General features: G+C 68.4%; 11 protein-coding genes and 1 pseudogene. 9 read left to right on the forward strand and 3 right to left on the reverse strand.

What is annotated here, in order from left to right:
• Window positions 1-45: 45 nt before the first annotated feature.
• Window positions 46-1,596: a fibronectin type III domain-containing protein gene (locus tag ACFWJX_RS33020; protein ID WP_383249994.1), complete on the forward strand. Its 1,551-nt coding sequence runs from the start codon at window positions 46-48 to the stop codon at window positions 1,594-1,596.
• Window positions 1,593-2,030: pseudogene (locus ACFWJX_RS33025) on the forward strand (adenylyltransferase/cytidyltransferase family protein); the annotation flags it as partial. The gene ACFWJX_RS33020 and the pseudogene ACFWJX_RS33025, both read left to right, overlap by 4 nt.
• Here the strand turns inward: ACFWJX_RS33025 and ACFWJX_RS33030 are convergent.
• Window positions 2,031-2,732, reverse strand: a complete 702-nt coding sequence (locus ACFWJX_RS33030) for a CDP-alcohol phosphatidyltransferase family protein (protein WP_383249995.1) — start codon at window positions 2,730-2,732, stop codon at window positions 2,031-2,033.
• Between the two features lie 61 nt (window positions 2,733-2,793).
• Here ACFWJX_RS33030 and ACFWJX_RS33035 point away from each other — a divergent pair, with 61 nt between their 5' ends.
• Window positions 2,794-4,119, forward strand: coding sequence for a glycosyl hydrolase family 28-related protein (locus ACFWJX_RS33035; protein WP_383249996.1), 1,326 nt, complete (start codon window positions 2,794-2,796; stop codon window positions 4,117-4,119).
• A 254-nt stretch (window positions 4,120-4,373) separates the two neighbouring features.
• Here ACFWJX_RS33035 and ACFWJX_RS33040 read toward each other — a convergent pair whose 3' ends face one another.
• A complete protein-coding gene (locus ACFWJX_RS33040; protein WP_383249997.1) occupies window positions 4,374-4,760 on the reverse strand; it encodes a gas vesicle structural protein GvpA in 387 nt (128 codons plus the stop codon).
• Between the two features lie 240 nt (window positions 4,761-5,000).
• Window positions 5,001-6,389, reverse strand: a complete 1,389-nt coding sequence (locus tag ACFWJX_RS33045; RefSeq protein WP_383249998.1) for a glycoside hydrolase family 43 protein — start codon at window positions 6,387-6,389, stop codon at window positions 5,001-5,003.
• A 749-nt stretch (window positions 6,390-7,138) separates the two neighbouring features.
• On the opposite strand from ACFWJX_RS33045, the gene ACFWJX_RS33050 reads away from it, so the two are divergent.
• From ACFWJX_RS33050 to ACFWJX_RS33075, 6 genes are all read left to right on the forward strand, one after another.
• Window positions 7,139-8,170, forward strand: coding sequence for a LacI family DNA-binding transcriptional regulator (locus tag ACFWJX_RS33050; RefSeq protein ID WP_383249999.1), 1,032 nt, complete (start codon window positions 7,139-7,141; stop codon window positions 8,168-8,170).
• 612 nt (window positions 8,171-8,782) lie between these two features.
• On the forward strand, window positions 8,783-9,877 hold the full coding sequence (locus tag ACFWJX_RS33055; RefSeq protein WP_383250000.1) for an ABC transporter substrate-binding protein: 1,095 nt from the start codon (window positions 8,783-8,785) through the stop codon (window positions 9,875-9,877).
• Window positions 9,878-9,961: 84 nt separating this feature from the next.
• Window positions 9,962-11,521 carry a sugar ABC transporter ATP-binding protein gene (locus ACFWJX_RS33060; RefSeq protein WP_383250001.1) on the forward strand — a complete coding sequence of 520 codons (1,560 nt, stop codon included), beginning with the start codon at window positions 9,962-9,964 and terminating at the stop codon, window positions 11,519-11,521.
• Window positions 11,514-12,476: an ABC transporter permease gene (locus tag ACFWJX_RS33065; protein ID WP_383250002.1), complete on the forward strand. Its 963-nt coding sequence runs from the start codon at window positions 11,514-11,516 to the stop codon at window positions 12,474-12,476. Before ACFWJX_RS33060 ends, ACFWJX_RS33065 begins: the two co-directional genes overlap by 8 nt.
• Window positions 12,473-13,507: an ABC transporter permease gene (locus tag ACFWJX_RS33070; RefSeq protein ID WP_383250003.1), complete on the forward strand. Its 1,035-nt coding sequence runs from the start codon at window positions 12,473-12,475 to the stop codon at window positions 13,505-13,507. Before ACFWJX_RS33065 ends, ACFWJX_RS33070 begins: the two co-directional genes overlap by 4 nt.
• A gap of 124 nt (window positions 13,508-13,631) precedes the next feature.
• A complete protein-coding gene (locus ACFWJX_RS33075; protein ID WP_383250004.1) occupies window positions 13,632-15,992 on the forward strand; it encodes an AbfB domain-containing protein in 2,361 nt (786 codons plus the stop codon).
• Window positions 15,993-16,114 lie beyond the last annotated feature (122 nt).

Here is a 16,114-nt window from a genome sequence, read left to right on the forward strand (position 1 = left end):
CCAGCGGCGCCGCTTCCCTCACACCACTGCCATCCGGGGACTCCCGTGTACCTGAGAAAACGCCGTACGAAGCCGGCCGCCAGGGTCGCGGTCACAGCGTTCATCTGCTGCGCCACCGCCCTGCTCGACACCTCTCTTGCCACCGCCGCCGACGGCGCACCCGCGTTCAGCGCCGATCCGCTGGCCACCTGGCAGACGGACGGCATCGTCTGGTCGCTGACCGCCGCGAAGGGTGTCGTCTACGTCGGAGGATCCTTCGACACCGTCCGCCCACCAGGAGCTGCACCCGGCCAAGGGCAGGTGAAGCGCCGCAACTTCGCCGCCTTCGACGCGGCAACCGGCAAACTGTTGCCCTGCGCCCCGTCGTTCACCGGCAACAGCCACACCGTACGGGCCATGAAGGCCTCCCCGGACGGCCGCGTGCTGTACGTGGGCGGTTCCTTCAGCCAGGTCGGATCCGTCCGCGTGGCCAACCTGGCCGCCTTCGACACCGCCGGCTGCTCCCTGCGCAAGACCTTCAAGCCGACGGTGTCCGCCACCGTCCGTGCCATCGAGACCACGAACCGGGCGATCTACTTCGGCGGCGATTTCGGCCGCGTCGCGGGCCAGCCCAGGAACCGGGTCGCCGCCGTCGCCCCCACGGGATCCCTGCTGCCGTTCCGAGCAGACGTCGACCTGCCCGTACGGGCGCTGTCGGCCGCAACGTCTCACGGGCGGCTCTTTGTCGGGGGAGACTTCCAATCGGTCAACGGCCAGGGCGCGCGCTCGCTCGTCGCCCTCGACCCCGCCAGCGGCAAGACCGTACTCACCTATCCGGGCTGGTTCCCTCCCCAGTCGTCGGTCAAGACGATCGCGCGCGACAGCACCCGGTTCTACGTGGGTGCGGAGGGCCACGGCCCCGGCATCTTCGACGGCCGGATCGCGGGCCGTCTCGCCAACGGCTCCATGGTGTGGAAAGACACCTGCTTCGGCGCCACCCAGTCCGTCCTGCCCTACAAGGGCGTCCTCTACAGCGCCTCGCACGCACACAACTGCAGCGAGACGCCCGGAGGGTTTCCCGAGCGAGGCGACCGTCAGCACCTGCTGGCCCAGTCGCTCGACAACCGCAGGATCCTGCACTGGTTCCCCGACACCAACGACGGGCTCGGGGAAGCGATCGGCCCCCGTACCCTGGCCGTGTCGGCCGGCGTCCTGTGGGCGGGCGGCGAGTTCACCCGGGTCAACGACGCACCGCAGCAGGGCCTGACGCGTTTCGGGAACCGTGACACCGGAGCGCCGAAGGTTCCCGCCCTGGCACTGTCCGACACCAGCCCCGGCAAGGTCACCGTCACCTGGCGCGCCTCCTGGGACCGGGACGACGCGTCCTTGACGTATCGGATCTACCGGGACGGCAAACTCGTGGCGCAGAAGCAGAAGGCGTCCACCTACTGGGACCGTCCGCAGATGAGTTACACGGACACCGTGCCCGCCGGGACCAGCCACCGGTACGCCATCGAGGTGACCGACGGGACGAACGCCTCCGCCAAGTCGAACTCGGTGTCCGTGACCTCGCCGAAGCAGGCGGCCGAGGACCGGTTGGCGGGTGACCCCCAGTGACACGCATCGGATTCGCGCCCGGCGTCTACGACCTGTTCCACATCGGACACCTCAACATCCTGCGGGAGGCGCGTCAGCACTGCGACCGGCTCGTGGCCGGCGTGACCTCCGACGACCTGGCCGCGAGCCTGAAGGGCCACGCTCCCGTCGTGCCGCTCGCCGAACGCCTGGAGATCGTCCGCAGTCTGCGCTACGTCGACGACGCCGTCGTGGAGGCGGACGTCGACAAGTTGAAGACGTGGAAGCGTGTCGGCTTCCACGTCATTTTCAAGGGCGACGACTGGCGGGGGACACCCAAGTGGGAAGAGTTGGAGCGGCGCTTCGCGCAGGTCGGCGTCGAGGTCGTCTACTTCCCGTACACCATGCACACCTCCAGCACTCTGCTGCGCGCCGCCCTGGAACTGCTCTCGACCAACCAAGCGCCGCGGTCTGCCTCAGCGCAACTCGCGGAACCACTTCACCAGAAAGGCGCCCATGAACAGAACGTGCGCCAGGAGCAGCCCGCAGTACGCCGTGAGGAAGAAATCCTGATTCCCCAGGAATAGGAAGCTGACGCAGGTCAGGCCGTAGTCGACCGGCAGAAGCAGGACGGACCGCAGCGCCGGAGGTGAGGGCGCCGGCGAAGGAACCGGCGTCCGCCACTTGAGCTTCTCCGTCAGGATCCCGGCGAAGAAGATCACTACGGCCGCGAGTTCGAAGAGCATCGGTGCCAGCAGGAAGAGCGGGCTGGGCAGGGTGAAGAACCGGTAGAACGACACGAGCACGACCAGGTGCAAGGCGACGATCTTGATGCAGTCCACGACATGGTCGAGCCACTCGCCCGACGGGCTCCCGGAGCGCTGGCTCCGTGCCAACTGACCGTCCGCCGCGTCCAGTGCGAACCCCAGGACGAGCGCGGCGCCGACGCAGACCGCCATTGCCGTTCCCGGCGGAACCAGTGCCACCACGGCGAGGGCGGGAAAGGTGAACACCGCGCTGAGGACGGTCAGCTGATTCGGCGTCGCCCCCGCACGGTGGGCCAAGGCGGCCAGGAAACGTCCGGCCGGGCGATTCACGAACAGGGTGTACAGCGATGCTCCCTTCGCGGGTTTCTGTGCCGTCGACAGCTGCTTGAGCACCGCAGCAAACTCGGTCATTCGTGTCCTTGAGTGATGAATTGCTGGAAAGAAGGCGATTATGGCAGAAAGGGGAGGATGGATGTCTCGTGTCAGCCGTCGGCAACTTCTGCGTGGCGGAGCGTCGGGGATCGCGGCGATGGCCCTGACCGCCCACAGCGCCTCCGCCGTCGGCGGAGCGGACCGCGGCCCCACGACACCGCCGGCCCCCGCCGGACCCCGGCGAAGTCGCTCGTCAACCACCCGACTGCCGCTCGTGCTGAACGTGGCCGACCTCGGAGCGGTGGGCGACGGACGAGCCGACGACACCGCGGCCTTCGAGATCGCCTACTCGCTCGCGGCCGCCCGGGTCTCCCGGGGCGTCGGACGCACAGTGATCGAAATTCCCGCAGGCGAGTTCCTCATCACCCGTCCGCACGCGCTGCTGAACGGCGTCGCTCCCCTGCAGGCGGCCAACGGCCTGCGCTTCAGCGGAGCAGGCAAGCGCATGACCACCCTCGTCTTCCGTCCGGACAACGGCCCAGGCTCCTACCTCTGCCGCAACGAAGACGTCTGGTCGAACCTCTCCTTCGAGCGCATCCAGTTTCGCTCGGCCACGCCAGGCGCCTCCTTCTTCAGCTCGTACTCCACCGGCAACGCCCAGGACTACCGCTTCTCGGAATGTGAGTGGATGGGGGAGTGGGAGTTCGGCCTCGCCCTGGACGGCACCAACACCAACTCGGAGATGCGCTGGGAGGCATGCCGGGTCGGCGGCAGCTACCGCCGAGCGTTCCTCTACTCCGGCCTCTCACAACGGCAGCAGGCGGATCCCAACGACCAGGACCAGTTCCTCAACTACTGGTTCACGGACATGAAGGTCGAATACGAGTGGGGCAACTTCCTGGAGTTCCCCTACGGCGGCTCGATCACCTGCCGCGGCGGCTCGTACATCATCACCGGCACACGTCCGCACAGCACCAAGGAGTACGGCACCACCAGCACGTTCTTCCGCTTCCCCGTCGCCCGGCACCACGACTCCGTGCAGCGGTTCCACGCCCAGGACATCCGGTTCGAGGTGCGCAACCCGCAGGTCCAGGTCATCGACAGTGTCTGGACGAGCGGCACCATTCACTTCAGCGACTGCGACGACACCGGACTCTCCTTCAAGGGCTTCTCCGCCGAGGCACGGGCTCACCGCTACACGGTAGGGCCGCGGGGACCCCTGATCCGTTACGACTCCTGCCAGTTGGTGGGCCGCCACGAGTACCGGACGGACGGCCGACAGAACGCTCTGCCGACCGTCGCCCGCTACGACATGTGCCTGCTCCGCAGCCACTCGGCGCATGAGTTCGTCGTGGCCGAAGACAACGTCCGCCCCGGCTTCGTCCGCTTCGTCGACTGCCTGGACAGCTCCGCCGTCGACACGTAGCCGGCCCAGGTGGCGTCGTGGATTCAGGCTCGGTCGTCGGAGATTGCGGGACGGGCTACCGACGTTTGCCGGCCTGATGTCGGCGTGGGCCCGTAGATCTGTAAGTGCGCCCACGCATCGGGCTGTCACCGCGCCACTCGTGGGCCGATCTCGGCACCAGGACAATCCGGCTCGGCGAGCGCCTCGGTCAAGCAGTGCTTCGAGCGCCGGACTGAAGAAGTCAAGACGGCTTCCGTCGGCTCGGCGTTCACCGCTCAATCCGCGTTCCGACGCGCCCCTGACCGTCCACCCTGGTTACGGGCCTGCTGGAAGGCCTCGGCGACCGTCTCCGCGGCACCGGACAGAACGCCTTTGGTCTTACCCCGGGCGCCCGACTCCATCATCCTTCCGGGCAACTCCGTGAGACCCGCGGGCTTACGCGGCCCGGCCTCGAGATCGAGACGGTTGCACGCTTCGGCGAAGCGCAGGTAGGTGTCGACGCTGGCGACCACGATCCGAATATCGATCTTGAGTATCTCGATGCCCACAAGAGAGACCCGCACGAACGCATCGATCACCAACCCGCGGTCGAGGATGAGTTCCAGGACGTCATAGAGCCCACTGGAACCCCCGCCGCCACCCTGCCGCGCCGCTACCGTCATCAGTCATCCCCTTGCCGGACAGGCATGTACCGCCCCGGCTCTCCCGCTGACTGCTGGAAGGTGGGCACACAGACGGCAGCGGCGAGGCGAACTCGTACATCAGCGAGTTGCCCCGCGGACGGCGATCAAACGTCCATTCGAGTGCGGAATGGGGAGTCACCGGCTGGCCAGGAACCCCGCCCGCTGACGGTGCTTGGAGACGCACCGGCGGCGCACGGACGGCGAAGGTGTCCTGCGTGGTCAGTAACCGACTCGGAAGGTCGCGTCCTGCCGGTCCGTGGCTGTGGAGATCGGATCGATGCGCAGCACGTAGTTCGAGTGGCGGATGTAGCGGGTCGGGTAGTTGTACGACCGGAACGACGCCCAACTCGCGTCCGACAGGCCCGTCGTGCGGTAGAAGGTCGCGTCCGCCGCGAACGTCGAGGTGCCGTCGTTGACGTCCAGTTGGAGCTGGTAGTTGTAGTGGCGCAGGTAGCGGGTCGGGTGGCTGACCGACTGGAAGGAGACCCCCGTGTTGTCGGCGAGGCCGGGGACGAGTTTCCACTGGGAGTCCGTGGGCGGGTCGATGGGGTACTCGTCGATGCGGCCCACGTAGTTGGAATGGCGGATGTAGCGGGCCGGGTGGTTGTAGGACTTGAGGCGGTTCCAGGTGGGGGCGCCCCACTTGGCCACGAGGTTGTCGTACTGGGTGCTCGTGATCGACGTGACCCCGCAGTGCTTGGAGTTGAGCGGTTGGGTGTAGGTCTTCTGGTCGAGCGCCGTCCAGGTGCCCGCCGAGAGGTCGGTGGACTGCCAGGTGTAGAAGACGCCGTTGGGAGTGTAGGTGTCACCCCACAGGTACCAGGTGTTCGACGTCAGGGACTTGACGAGGGTCGGGGCCTCGGTGCCGCCGTGGGCGACGCCCGCGGTGAACTCCGTGAAGCTCCCCGGGGCGAGGGAGGTGGATCGCGCCCCGACGAGCGTCTGGTTCTTCTTGAAGTAGAGGTAATTGACGCCGTTCACGCCGACGGCCATGTCACCGTCGATGACGTCGTAACCGGGGTCGAAGAAGACCTGCGGGGCGGTGGCGGTGAGGAAGTCGGTCGTGTAGTTGACCATGATGACGTTGTGGCCGCTGGAGTTGACGGCGGAGTAGATGATCGCGTACTGGCCGCGTCCCGCGTCCCAGAACGCCTCGGGCGCCCAGGAGTGCGTGTTCATGTCGTGCAGCTTCAGCCGGTGGTAGCCGGTGAAGGTGCGCAGGTCGGTGGAGTGCCAGACGTGGATGTACTGGCTGACGTAGTTCCAGTCCGTGCCCTTGAGGTCGGTGGCGAGGACGACGAAGGTGCCGTCCTGCTTGCGTAGGACGAACGGGTCGCGCAGGCCGAGCGCACCCTCGGTGGGCGTGACCACCGGGTTGTTCTGGTTGAGCGGCATCCAGTTCAGGGAGTCCGTGCTGACGGCGAGGTGGAGGCCGTAGTCGGTCCCCGCGCCGAGGCTGGTCGACTCGGTGAAGTAGCACATCACGTACGCCGAGTCGGCCGCATGTGCGGTGCCGGCGCCCAGGGTCAGCGCGCCGGTCATGGCCAGGGGCGTTGCGGCGGCTAGGCCGAGAACGAGACGGCGTGAGGGGAGGGGGTGGGGTGTCATGCGTTCTCCAAGGGGTGTGCGGGGCCCTCAGGACGGCCTCAAGGGAGGGGAGGAAGAGCAGAGGCGGCCGATATGTCGAACGTGGTTCGGGAGATCGGTCAGAAGGTAGGGCGTGGTTTCCTGGGCGTCAATCACCTAGGTCATCATTGGTGATTCCTGTGCACGCGGGCCACGTCTGCCAATCGCCTCGGCTTTGCGTATGGATGACTTTCTCCTGTCGTGAACGAGGCCGATTCCTACGGCTCGCGCCGGCGGTCCACGGCGACGACTTCCCGCCCGTACCGGGCGGCTCCGTATTCCAGGAGGCTGCGGAACTGGGTCCAGGTGGCGTCCGAGATGGCCTGGGTCACGGCGCCGGTCCGATCCGGGCGTGGGTCTCGGTAATCGGTGGGAGGTGCCCCGCGGTTTGCCGTACTACTTGGGCGGGGCGGACCGACTGCGGTCCGATCCGGCACGGGAAAAGGGACTGGCCATGCAGGGCGCTCACGGTGTCGGCTGGGCGTGCCCGTAGACCGGTGAGCGGAACGCGGGTACAACTCTGCTGAGAATCACCGCGTCCGACCTGGCGTTCAACCGGCCGAACGGAAGCTCCTGTCCCGTGCCGCAGGCCCGGCCATCGCCTTGTCAGCGCGATGAGGGCGGCTGTATAACGTTGTAAAAGTCAAGTATGGGGACTCGGCGCACGGCCTACGGTGACGGCCCCGTACCCGTACCGGACACACCGGTCGGGACGCTGTGAAGGGATTGCCGTGCGGGTCAGCCTCAAGGACGTTGCCGCGCACGCGGGGGTCTCCATCAAGACCGTCTCCAACGTGGTGAACAATTACCAGCACGTCACGCCGGCCATGCGTGAGCGCGTCCAGCGGTCCATCGACATGCTCGGCTACCGGCCCAACCTGGCCGCCCGGCATCTGCGCAAGGGGCGCACGGGCATCATCGCGCTCGCTCTGCCCGAACTCGGCAATCCGTACTTCGCCGAACTGGCGGCCGCCGTCATCGACGCCGCCACCGCTCACGATCTCATCGTGCTGCTGGACCACACCGGCGGACGCCGCGAGCAGGAGGTCCTGGTGAGTCAGGGTTTCCGGGCCCGGGTCATCGACGGACTCATCCTCAGCCCCATCGAGCTGGAGATCGACGACCTGCGCGACCGGGCGGAGAACGTACCGCTGGTGCTGCTCGGCGAACGCGACTACGACCTGCCGTACGACCACATCGCCATCGACAACGTGGCCGCGGCCCGCGCCGCGGTCCGGCATCTCATCGATCTCGGACGCCGGGAGGTGGCGTTCATCGGCGCCCGGCGCGGCCGCAGTGAGCCCGCCCAGCTGCGGGTGCGTGGCTGGCGAGAGGAACTGTCCGCCGCCGGACTGCCGACCGACGACGGTCTGGTCGCCGCCACCGACGGCTGGGGCCACGCGGACGGGGCAGCGGCCATGGCCCGCATTCTGGACGCCGGACGCCGTCCCGACGCGGTCTTCGCCTACAACGATCCGATGGCCATCGGCGCTATGCGTGTCCTCCACCAACGAGGACTGCGCGTGCCCGAGGACATCGCGGTCGTCGGCTTCGACGACGTGGTGGAGGGGCGATTCGGCGCGGTGACGCTCACTTCCGTGTCACCGGACAAGGGGGCCATCGGCCGACTCGCGGTCGAGTCGGTGCTCGCCCGGCTCGGCGGCGGCGAGTCGCCCGAACCGCGCCGTATCTGGGCGGACTACCACCTGGCGGAGCGTGAGAGCACGCTGGGTCGCGCGGCCCCCGGTGGTAGGCAGGACTGACTTGTTCGGCGGTGCGGTCGCAAATGTGCTGTCGCCGTCTCCCGGCAGGTGGCGGGGACTGAGCCGACTGTGGACAGGACTGCCGGACTGACTGGGCCGTGAACCGTTCGTACGGGAGGCTTCGCCTGTGCACTCACAGGGCAGTGGCCCCGTGGTGCGTTCAGACGCGCCCCCGCTGGAGACGCGCGCCTTGAACGAGACCGTCAGTCCCCCGACTGCCGCCGCCCGACCGAAGTACGTTGCGATTTGCGCCTGTTGCCCTTCTCGGTCGGTTGCCCTGTGGCGGTGCCCTTCTCGGTTGTGCCGGTGATCCGGCGACGTGCCTGACCGCAGGGTGTGCCGACCGCCGAGCAGGGCTCTGTCGCTGCCGGTGAGAGGGCGGTGGCGGGTGTGGCCGGCGATCTTTGGTGTGGTGCGCTGCGCGCAGAGCGTGCACAGGGGGTTTACAGCATCCTTCCAACGATGTAAAAACCTCTGTGCGGCGGGTCGAACAGCCTTTCTCGCCAGGGGAGAAGCACCAACTCTGCTTGACCTGCGCTCGGTTGCAGTTTGATCTCTGCTCGTTCTCCACCTCCCCAGTTCCCTTTCAGCGTCGCTCGGATCGGGGTCACCATGCAGCGCACCACTCACCGCCTTCGTCTTCTCGCCCGTCCGGTGGTCGTCTCTCTGGCCGCCGCGGTGGCGTTGTCCGCCACCTCCTGTGCGAAGTCGGAGGACGACGCGTCCAGCGACACCACGTCCTCGTCGGCAGCCGACGCCGGACAGAAGGTCGCCTCACCCGAACCGGGCGGCAAGACCTGCACCATCGACGCGTACGGCGCTGAGAAGCTGGACCTGAAGAACGCCACCGTCGGCTTCTCCCAGTCGGAGAAGGCGGCCAACCCCTTCCGTATCGCCGAGACGCAGTCGATCAAGGACGAGGCCAAGAGGCGCGGCGTCGAACTGCTGACGGCCAACGCCCAGTCGCAGTTCTCCAAGCAGATCAGCGACGTCCAGGACCTGCTGGCCAAGGGGGCCGACCTGCTGGTCATCGCCCCGCTGAACTCCGACGGCTGGGACCCGGTCCTCAAGGCCGCTGCCGCCAGGAAGGTCCCCATCGTCACGATCGACCGCAAGATCAACGCCGAGGCGTGCAAGGACTATGTCTCCTTCATCGCCTCCGACTTCGTCGAACAGGGCCGGCGCGCCGCCGACCAGATGATCGAGGCCACCGGCGGCAAGGGCGAGGTCGCGATCCTGCTCGGTGCCGCGGGCAACAACGTCACCACCGAGCGCACCAAGGGCTTCAAGGACCGCATCGCGGAGAAGGCACCGAACCTGAAGGTGGTGTTCGAGCAGACCGGTGACTTCGCCCGCGAGAAGGGCCAGCAGGTCACCGAGCAGCTCATCCAGTCCAAGCCCGGCATCAGGGGCATCTACGCCGAGAACGACGAGATGGGCCTAGGTGCGGTGGCCGCGTTGAAGGGCGCGGGCAAGAAGCCGGGCGACGTCGAGATCGTCACGGTCGACGGCACCCGCAACGCCGTCCAGGGCATCGTGGACGGCTGGATCAGCGGCGTCATCGAGTCCAATCCGCGCTTCGGGCCGCTGGCGTTCCAGACGCTGGACACCTTCACCAAGGGTGAGGAAGTTGCGCAGGACATCATCATCGAGGACGGCGCCTACAGCGCGGACAACGCCAAAAGCGAGATCGGCAAGGCGTACTGACGCGCCTCGGGGGCCCGGTGTCCCGGGCCCCCACCGCCTTCGCCCATCCCTGGCACCCCACCCCTTGGCATCCTGGAGGCACAGGTGGCACCCCCCGCCGAAGTCCTCGCCGTCCGTGGACTGAGCAAGACCTTCCCCGGCGTTCGGGCCCTGGACGACGTGGACCTCACCCTGCACGCCGGTGAGGTCCACGCCCTGATCGGCGAGAACGGCGCCGGCAAGTCGACTCTCATCAAGCTCCTGACCGGCGTGTACCGGCCCGATGCCGGCGAGCTGGTCCTCGAGGGCCGCACGGTCTCCTTCGCCACCCCGCTGGAGGCGCAGAAGGCGGGCATCTCCACCATCTACCAAGAGGTCAACCTCATCCCGCTGCTCAGCGTCGCCCGCAATCTCTTCCTGGGGCGAGAACCGCGCACCCGCCTCGGCGTGCTGGACATGGCCCGCATGAACCGCGAGGCCGAACAGACCCTGAGCACCTACGGCGTGCACGTGGACGTCCGCCAACCGCTGCGCACCCTCGGGGTCGGCGCCCAGCAGATGGTCGCCCTGGTCCGGGCCGTCGCCACCGATGCGCGCATCGTCATCATGGACGAACCGACCTCCTCCCTCGAACCGCGCGAGGTCGCCACCTTGTTCTCGGTGATCCGGCGACTGCGCGACGCCGGCATCGCGGTCGTCTACGTCAGCCACCGCCTGGACGAGCTGTACGCCGTGTGCAGCACGGTCACCGTGCTGCGCGACGGCCGACGTGTCCATCACGGCTCGCTGGCCGATCTCGACCGGCTCTCCCTGGTGTCGACGATGCTGGGCCGGGACCTGGGGGAGGTCCGCAAGGAGGGACTGACGAAGTTCACCGGGGACCACAGCGCGGCAGGCGCCCAACCAGTGCTCGTCGCCACCGACCTGACGATCCCTCACAAGCTGCACGGCGTCTCCCTGAGTATCCGTCCCGGCGAGGTCGTGGGCCTCGGAGGGCTGCTCGGGTCGGGACGCACCGAAACGGCCAAGACCATCGCCGGTGCTCTGCCCATGCGTTCCGGCAATGTCACGGTGGCCGGCGTACCGCTGCGAGGCGGTTCGCCGCCGGCGGCCATCCGGGCAGGCATCAGCCTGCTGCCCGAGGACCGCAAGAGCGAGGGCATCGTCCCGGGCCTGTCGGTGCGGGAGAACATCGCGCTCGCCGTGCTGCCGCGTCTTTCCCGCTTCGGCCTGGTCTCCGAGGCCCGCGTGGACAGCATCGTGGACACCTTCATCGAGCGGCTGCGCATCAAGGCGTCCTCGCCGCAGCAGAAGGCGGGCGAACTGTCCGGCGGAAACCAGCAGAAGGTGCTGCTCGCCCGGTGGCTGGCGATGAACCCCAAGGTGCTCCTGCTCGACGAGCCGACCAGGGGCATCGACGTCGGCGCCAAGGCAGAGGTGCAGAAACTCGTCGACGAACTGGCCGCCGACGGGCTGGGCGTCCTGCTCATCTCCTCCGACCTGGAGGAACTGATCGAAGGGTCCGACCGCGTGGTCGTACTGAAGGACGGTGGCGTCGTCGGCGAGCTGACCGGCGACGACGTCACCGAAGCCAACCTCATGCGGGCCATCGCGGGCAGCGACCCCGAGCGGGACGCGGTCAAGGAGGCGGCCACCGATGGCTGAAGCCACCCTGCGCACCGCCGCGTGGGACAAGACCCGCATCCTGCAGTGGCTGCAGACGTACGGCGTCTACACCGGCGTCGCGGTGCTGGTCGTCGTCAACATCATCGTCACCCCGCACTTCCTGTCCGCGGAGAACTTCCGCACCCAGGCGGTCCAGGTCGCCCCCGTCATCATCGTCGCCCTCGGCATGGCCCTGGTCATCGGCACCGAGGGCGTCGACCTGTCGGTCGGTGCCGTGATGGCACTGGCGGCCTCCGTCACCGCCCTCTACCTCGGCTACGGCCTGGCGCCCGCCCTGCTCGTGGTCGCGCTGTTCGCAGCCGTCGTGGGGGCGGCCAACGGGGCACTGGTGGCCGTCGTCGGCGTCCAGCCCATCGTCGCCACCCTGGCGCTGATGGTCGGTGGCAGGGGCCTCGCGCTGGTGCTGCTCCCGCAGCTGAAGGACCTGCACAACCCTTCGCTCGCCTCGCTGGGCTCCGGCGACCTCTGGGGCGTTCCCTATCTGATCCTGATCGCCGCGGGCCTGGCGCTGCTGGTCGCGTTCGTGGTGCGCCGCACCACCTTCGGACGACAGCTCCTGGCCGTCGGCGACAGCCGCCCCGCGGCCCGACTCGCCGGTCTGCCCGTGCGACGCGTGCTGATCATCGTGTACGTCGTCAGCGCTCTCCTCGCGGCGGTCGCGGGCGTGCTGGCCACCGCGCGGCTCCAGGCCAGCGACCCGACGTCGCTGGGCAACCTGATGGAACTGTCCGCGATCACCGCGGTGGTGGTCGGCGGCACCCCACTGACCGGCGGCCGCGTCAACATCGCCGGAACCGTGGCCGGAGCCGTCCTCATCCAGCTCCTGACCGCCACGCTCATCAAGCACGATCTGCCGCCGTCGTGGACACAGATCGCGCAAGCCGTGGTGATCGTCGCCGCGGTCTACGCGGCGCGGGGACGGGGGAAGCGATGAGCACCACGAGGACGGACCTGCCCGTGACCACAGCCGGCATCGAGCAGACACAGGGAGGCGAACCAGTGGGCTCCGCCCGCTCCGAACGGCTGAGCGCTCTGATCCAGCAGCACGGCGCCCTGGCCGTGCTGGTCATCGTCTCCCTGGTGGCGTCGTTCTCCTTCGACTCCTTCGCCACCGGCGACAACGTCAGCAACATGGCCACCAGTTCGGCGTTTCTGGCGATCGTCGCCCTGGGCATGACCTTCGTCATCATCACCGGGGGCATCGACCTGTCCGTCGGTTCCCTGTTCGCCCTCGGCGGCGTGCTGGCGGCCTGGGGATCGCGCCACGGCACCCTGGTGGCGCTGCTGCTGCCCCTCGCGGTCTGCGGACTGATCGGCGTCGTCAACGGGCTGCTGGTCGCCCGCTCCCGCCTTGCTCCCTTCATCGTCACGCTCGCCGCCATGCTGGGCGCGCGCGGACTGATGCTCGCGGTGACCGACGAAGGCGCCGACACGTTCCTGATCGGCAAGGGCTCCTTCCTCGCCGAACTGGGCCAGGGCACCACGCTCGGTCTGGGCAACCCGGTGTGGATCACGCTGGCTCTGTTCGTCGTGGGCGCCGTCGTCCTGCGCCGGACCCGTTTCGGACAGCACGTGTACGCGGTCGGCGGGAACGAGGACGCGGCCGCTCTGATGGGCGCCCCGGTCGCCCGCACCAAGATCCTCGTGTACGCCCTGTCCGGCCTGCTGGCCGGACTGGCCGGCGCACTCAACGCCGCCTGGCTGGCGTCCGGTGTGACCATCTTGGGCAACGGCATGGAACTGGAGGCCATCTCCGCCGTCGTCATCGGCGGCACCCTGCTGACCGGCGGGCTCGGCTACGTCAGCGGCTCGCTGGTCGGAGTCCTGCTGCTGAAGGTCATCCAGAACGTCATCAACCAGATCGGCTCGCTCGACTCCTCCTACCAACAGGTCGTCAGCGGCGCCTTTCTGGCCGTCGTCGTCATCGCCCAGACCTGGCTCGGCCGCCGACGGCACCTGATGTGACAAGCCCCGGACGGCGGCAGAACCCGACAGGGCTGGGCCGCCACACCCGGTGAGAGGCGGCCGGACCTCCCCCGGCCGCCTCTTGCACGCGCACGTCTCCCACCCCACGAATCAAGGAGGCACGATGCGTCGAATACCCGCACACCCTGGGCCGGCGGCCTGGCTGAGACGACGAGCGCGGTGGGTCACCACCGCGCTCACCGCGCTCACGCTGGTCGGCGGCACGGCACTGGCGGCCACCGGCACGGCGGCCGCCGCCCCGCAGGCGTGGACCCCGAAACCGTCGCCGATGACCACCCCGTGGACGAACCAGGTCCCCACCGACACGCCCCTGCCGGAATACCCCCGCCCGCAGCTGACCCGCCCCGACTGGGCCAACCTCAACGGCATCTGGGACTTCGCCGTCACATCCGCCGACGCCGGCCAGCCCGCGTCGTTCACCGAACAGATACGGGTCCCGTTCGTCGCGGAATCCGCGCTCTCCGGCATCCAGCGCAGGATCACACAGAACGACAAGCTCTGGTACAAGCGCACCTTCACCGTCCCGTCCCACTGGAACGGCCGCCGCCTGCAGCTCAACTTCGGCGCCAGCGACTGGCGTACGACTGTGTGGGTCAACGGCCGCCAGGCCGGCGCCACGCACAGCGGCGGCTACGACGCCTTCTCCCACGACATCACCGACCTGCTGAACGGCGGCACCAACACGCTGGTCGTCTCGGTCTGGGACCCCACCGAGACCGGCGGCCAGGCCGTGGGCAAGCAGCGCATCCGTGACGTCGCTCCGCACCCCGGTGGTGGCATCTTCTACACCGCCGCGTCCGGTATCTGGCAGACGGTGTGGCTCGAACCGACGGCACCCGCCCACATCACGCGTCTCGACATGGTCCCGGACCTGGCGAACAACCGCCTGAAGGTGACCGTCCGCGGTTCCGGGACCAGCGGCCACCGGACCCGCGTCACGGTCTCCACAGGCGGGAGCACCGTCGGCACGGCCACCGGCGCGGTCGGCAGCGAGTTCACCGTGCCCGTCCCCAACCCCCGTCTGTGGACCCCGGACGACCCCTTCCTCTACGACGTGAAGGCCGACCTGCTCTCCGGCGGCACGACCGTCGACTCCGTCGGCAGCTACACCGGCATGCGCACGATCGGCCTGGCGAGCGTGGGCGGCCTGCTGCGTCCGGTCCTCAACGGCAAGTTCGTCTTCCAGACCGGCACCCTGGACCAGGGTTACTGGCCGGACGGCATCTACACCGCGCCCACCGACGCCGCCCTGCGCCATGACCTGCAAAAGCACAAGGATCTGGGCTTCAACATGGTCCGCAAGCACATCAAGGTCGAGCCGCAGCGCTGGTTCTACCACGCCGACCGCCTCGGCCTGCTGGTCTGGCAGGACATGCCCTCCATGGAGCACACCCCGGACGCCGCCGCCCGCGTGCAGTGGGAGACGGAGTACGACCGCATCATCGACCAGCACCGCAGCTCCCCGTCGGTGGTGATGTGGGTCAACCAGAACGAGGGCTGGGGCCAGTACGACCAGGCCCGCATCGCCACCGAGGTCAAGGCGTACGACCCCTCCCGCCTCGTCGACAACATGAGCGGCGTCAACTGCTGCGGCGCCGTCGACGGTGGCAACGGCGACGTCGTCGACCACCACGTCTATGTCGGACCGGGCACCACCGTGCCCAGCGCCACCCGTGCCGCCGTCCTGGGCGAGTTCGGCGGTCTCGGTTACAGGGTCGCGGGACACGAGTGGTATCCCGGCGGCGGCTTCAGCTACGAGGACCAGCCCAGCCTCACCCACCTCGACAACCGGCTCGCCGGCCTGCTGGACGCCATCCGCCAGGTGCGCATGCCCCGCGGCCTGTCCGCGTCGGTCTACACCGAGATCACCGACGTCGAGAACGAGGCCAACGGCCTGCTCACCTACGACCGTCAGGTCGTCAAGGTCGACGAGGCCAGGATCCGGGCCACCAACCGGGCGCTCATCGACGCCTCCCAGGGCTCGACCACTCCGGTCACCCTGCCCAGCGGCCAGTACACGTCCCTGCGCGTGACCACACCCGGTTACACCGACCGGTACGCGCGCCACAAGGACGGAGCGGTCTTCACGGAGGCCGTGGGCAGCGGCAGCGACTCCCTGCTGAAGAACGACGCCACCTGGAAGATCGTTCCCGGGCTGGCCGACAACACCTGCTACAGCTTCGAGTCGCGCAACTACCCCGGTGAGTACCTGCGACACCGCGAATCGCGCGTATACAAGGAGTCCGGCAGCACGGATCTGTTCCGAGCCGATGCCACGTTCTGCCCTGTCCGCGGCGCGAACGGCGGCGTACGGCTCTCGGCGTACAACTTCCCCGAGCAGTATCTGCGCCACTACAACGCCGAGTTGTGGCTGGCCGTCCCCGGCGGTACGCGCATCTACGACAACCCCGCGCTGTTCAGCGAGGACACGACCTGGTCCGTGGAGGCGCCCTGGGCGCCGTGACCCCCGAGTAGTCGCATCGAGCAGCGGTCCCGGGGTAAAGGGGGGAGAACACCCCATCACCCGGGCCGGGTGGGGCGGGAAGACGGGGAAGGGGTGAACCCCGGGTTGATGGCGCACAACAA

Source organism: Streptomyces sp. NPDC058335, from assembly GCF_042723915.1.
Lineage (GTDB): Bacteria > Actinomycetota > Actinomycetes > Streptomycetales > Streptomycetaceae > Streptomyces.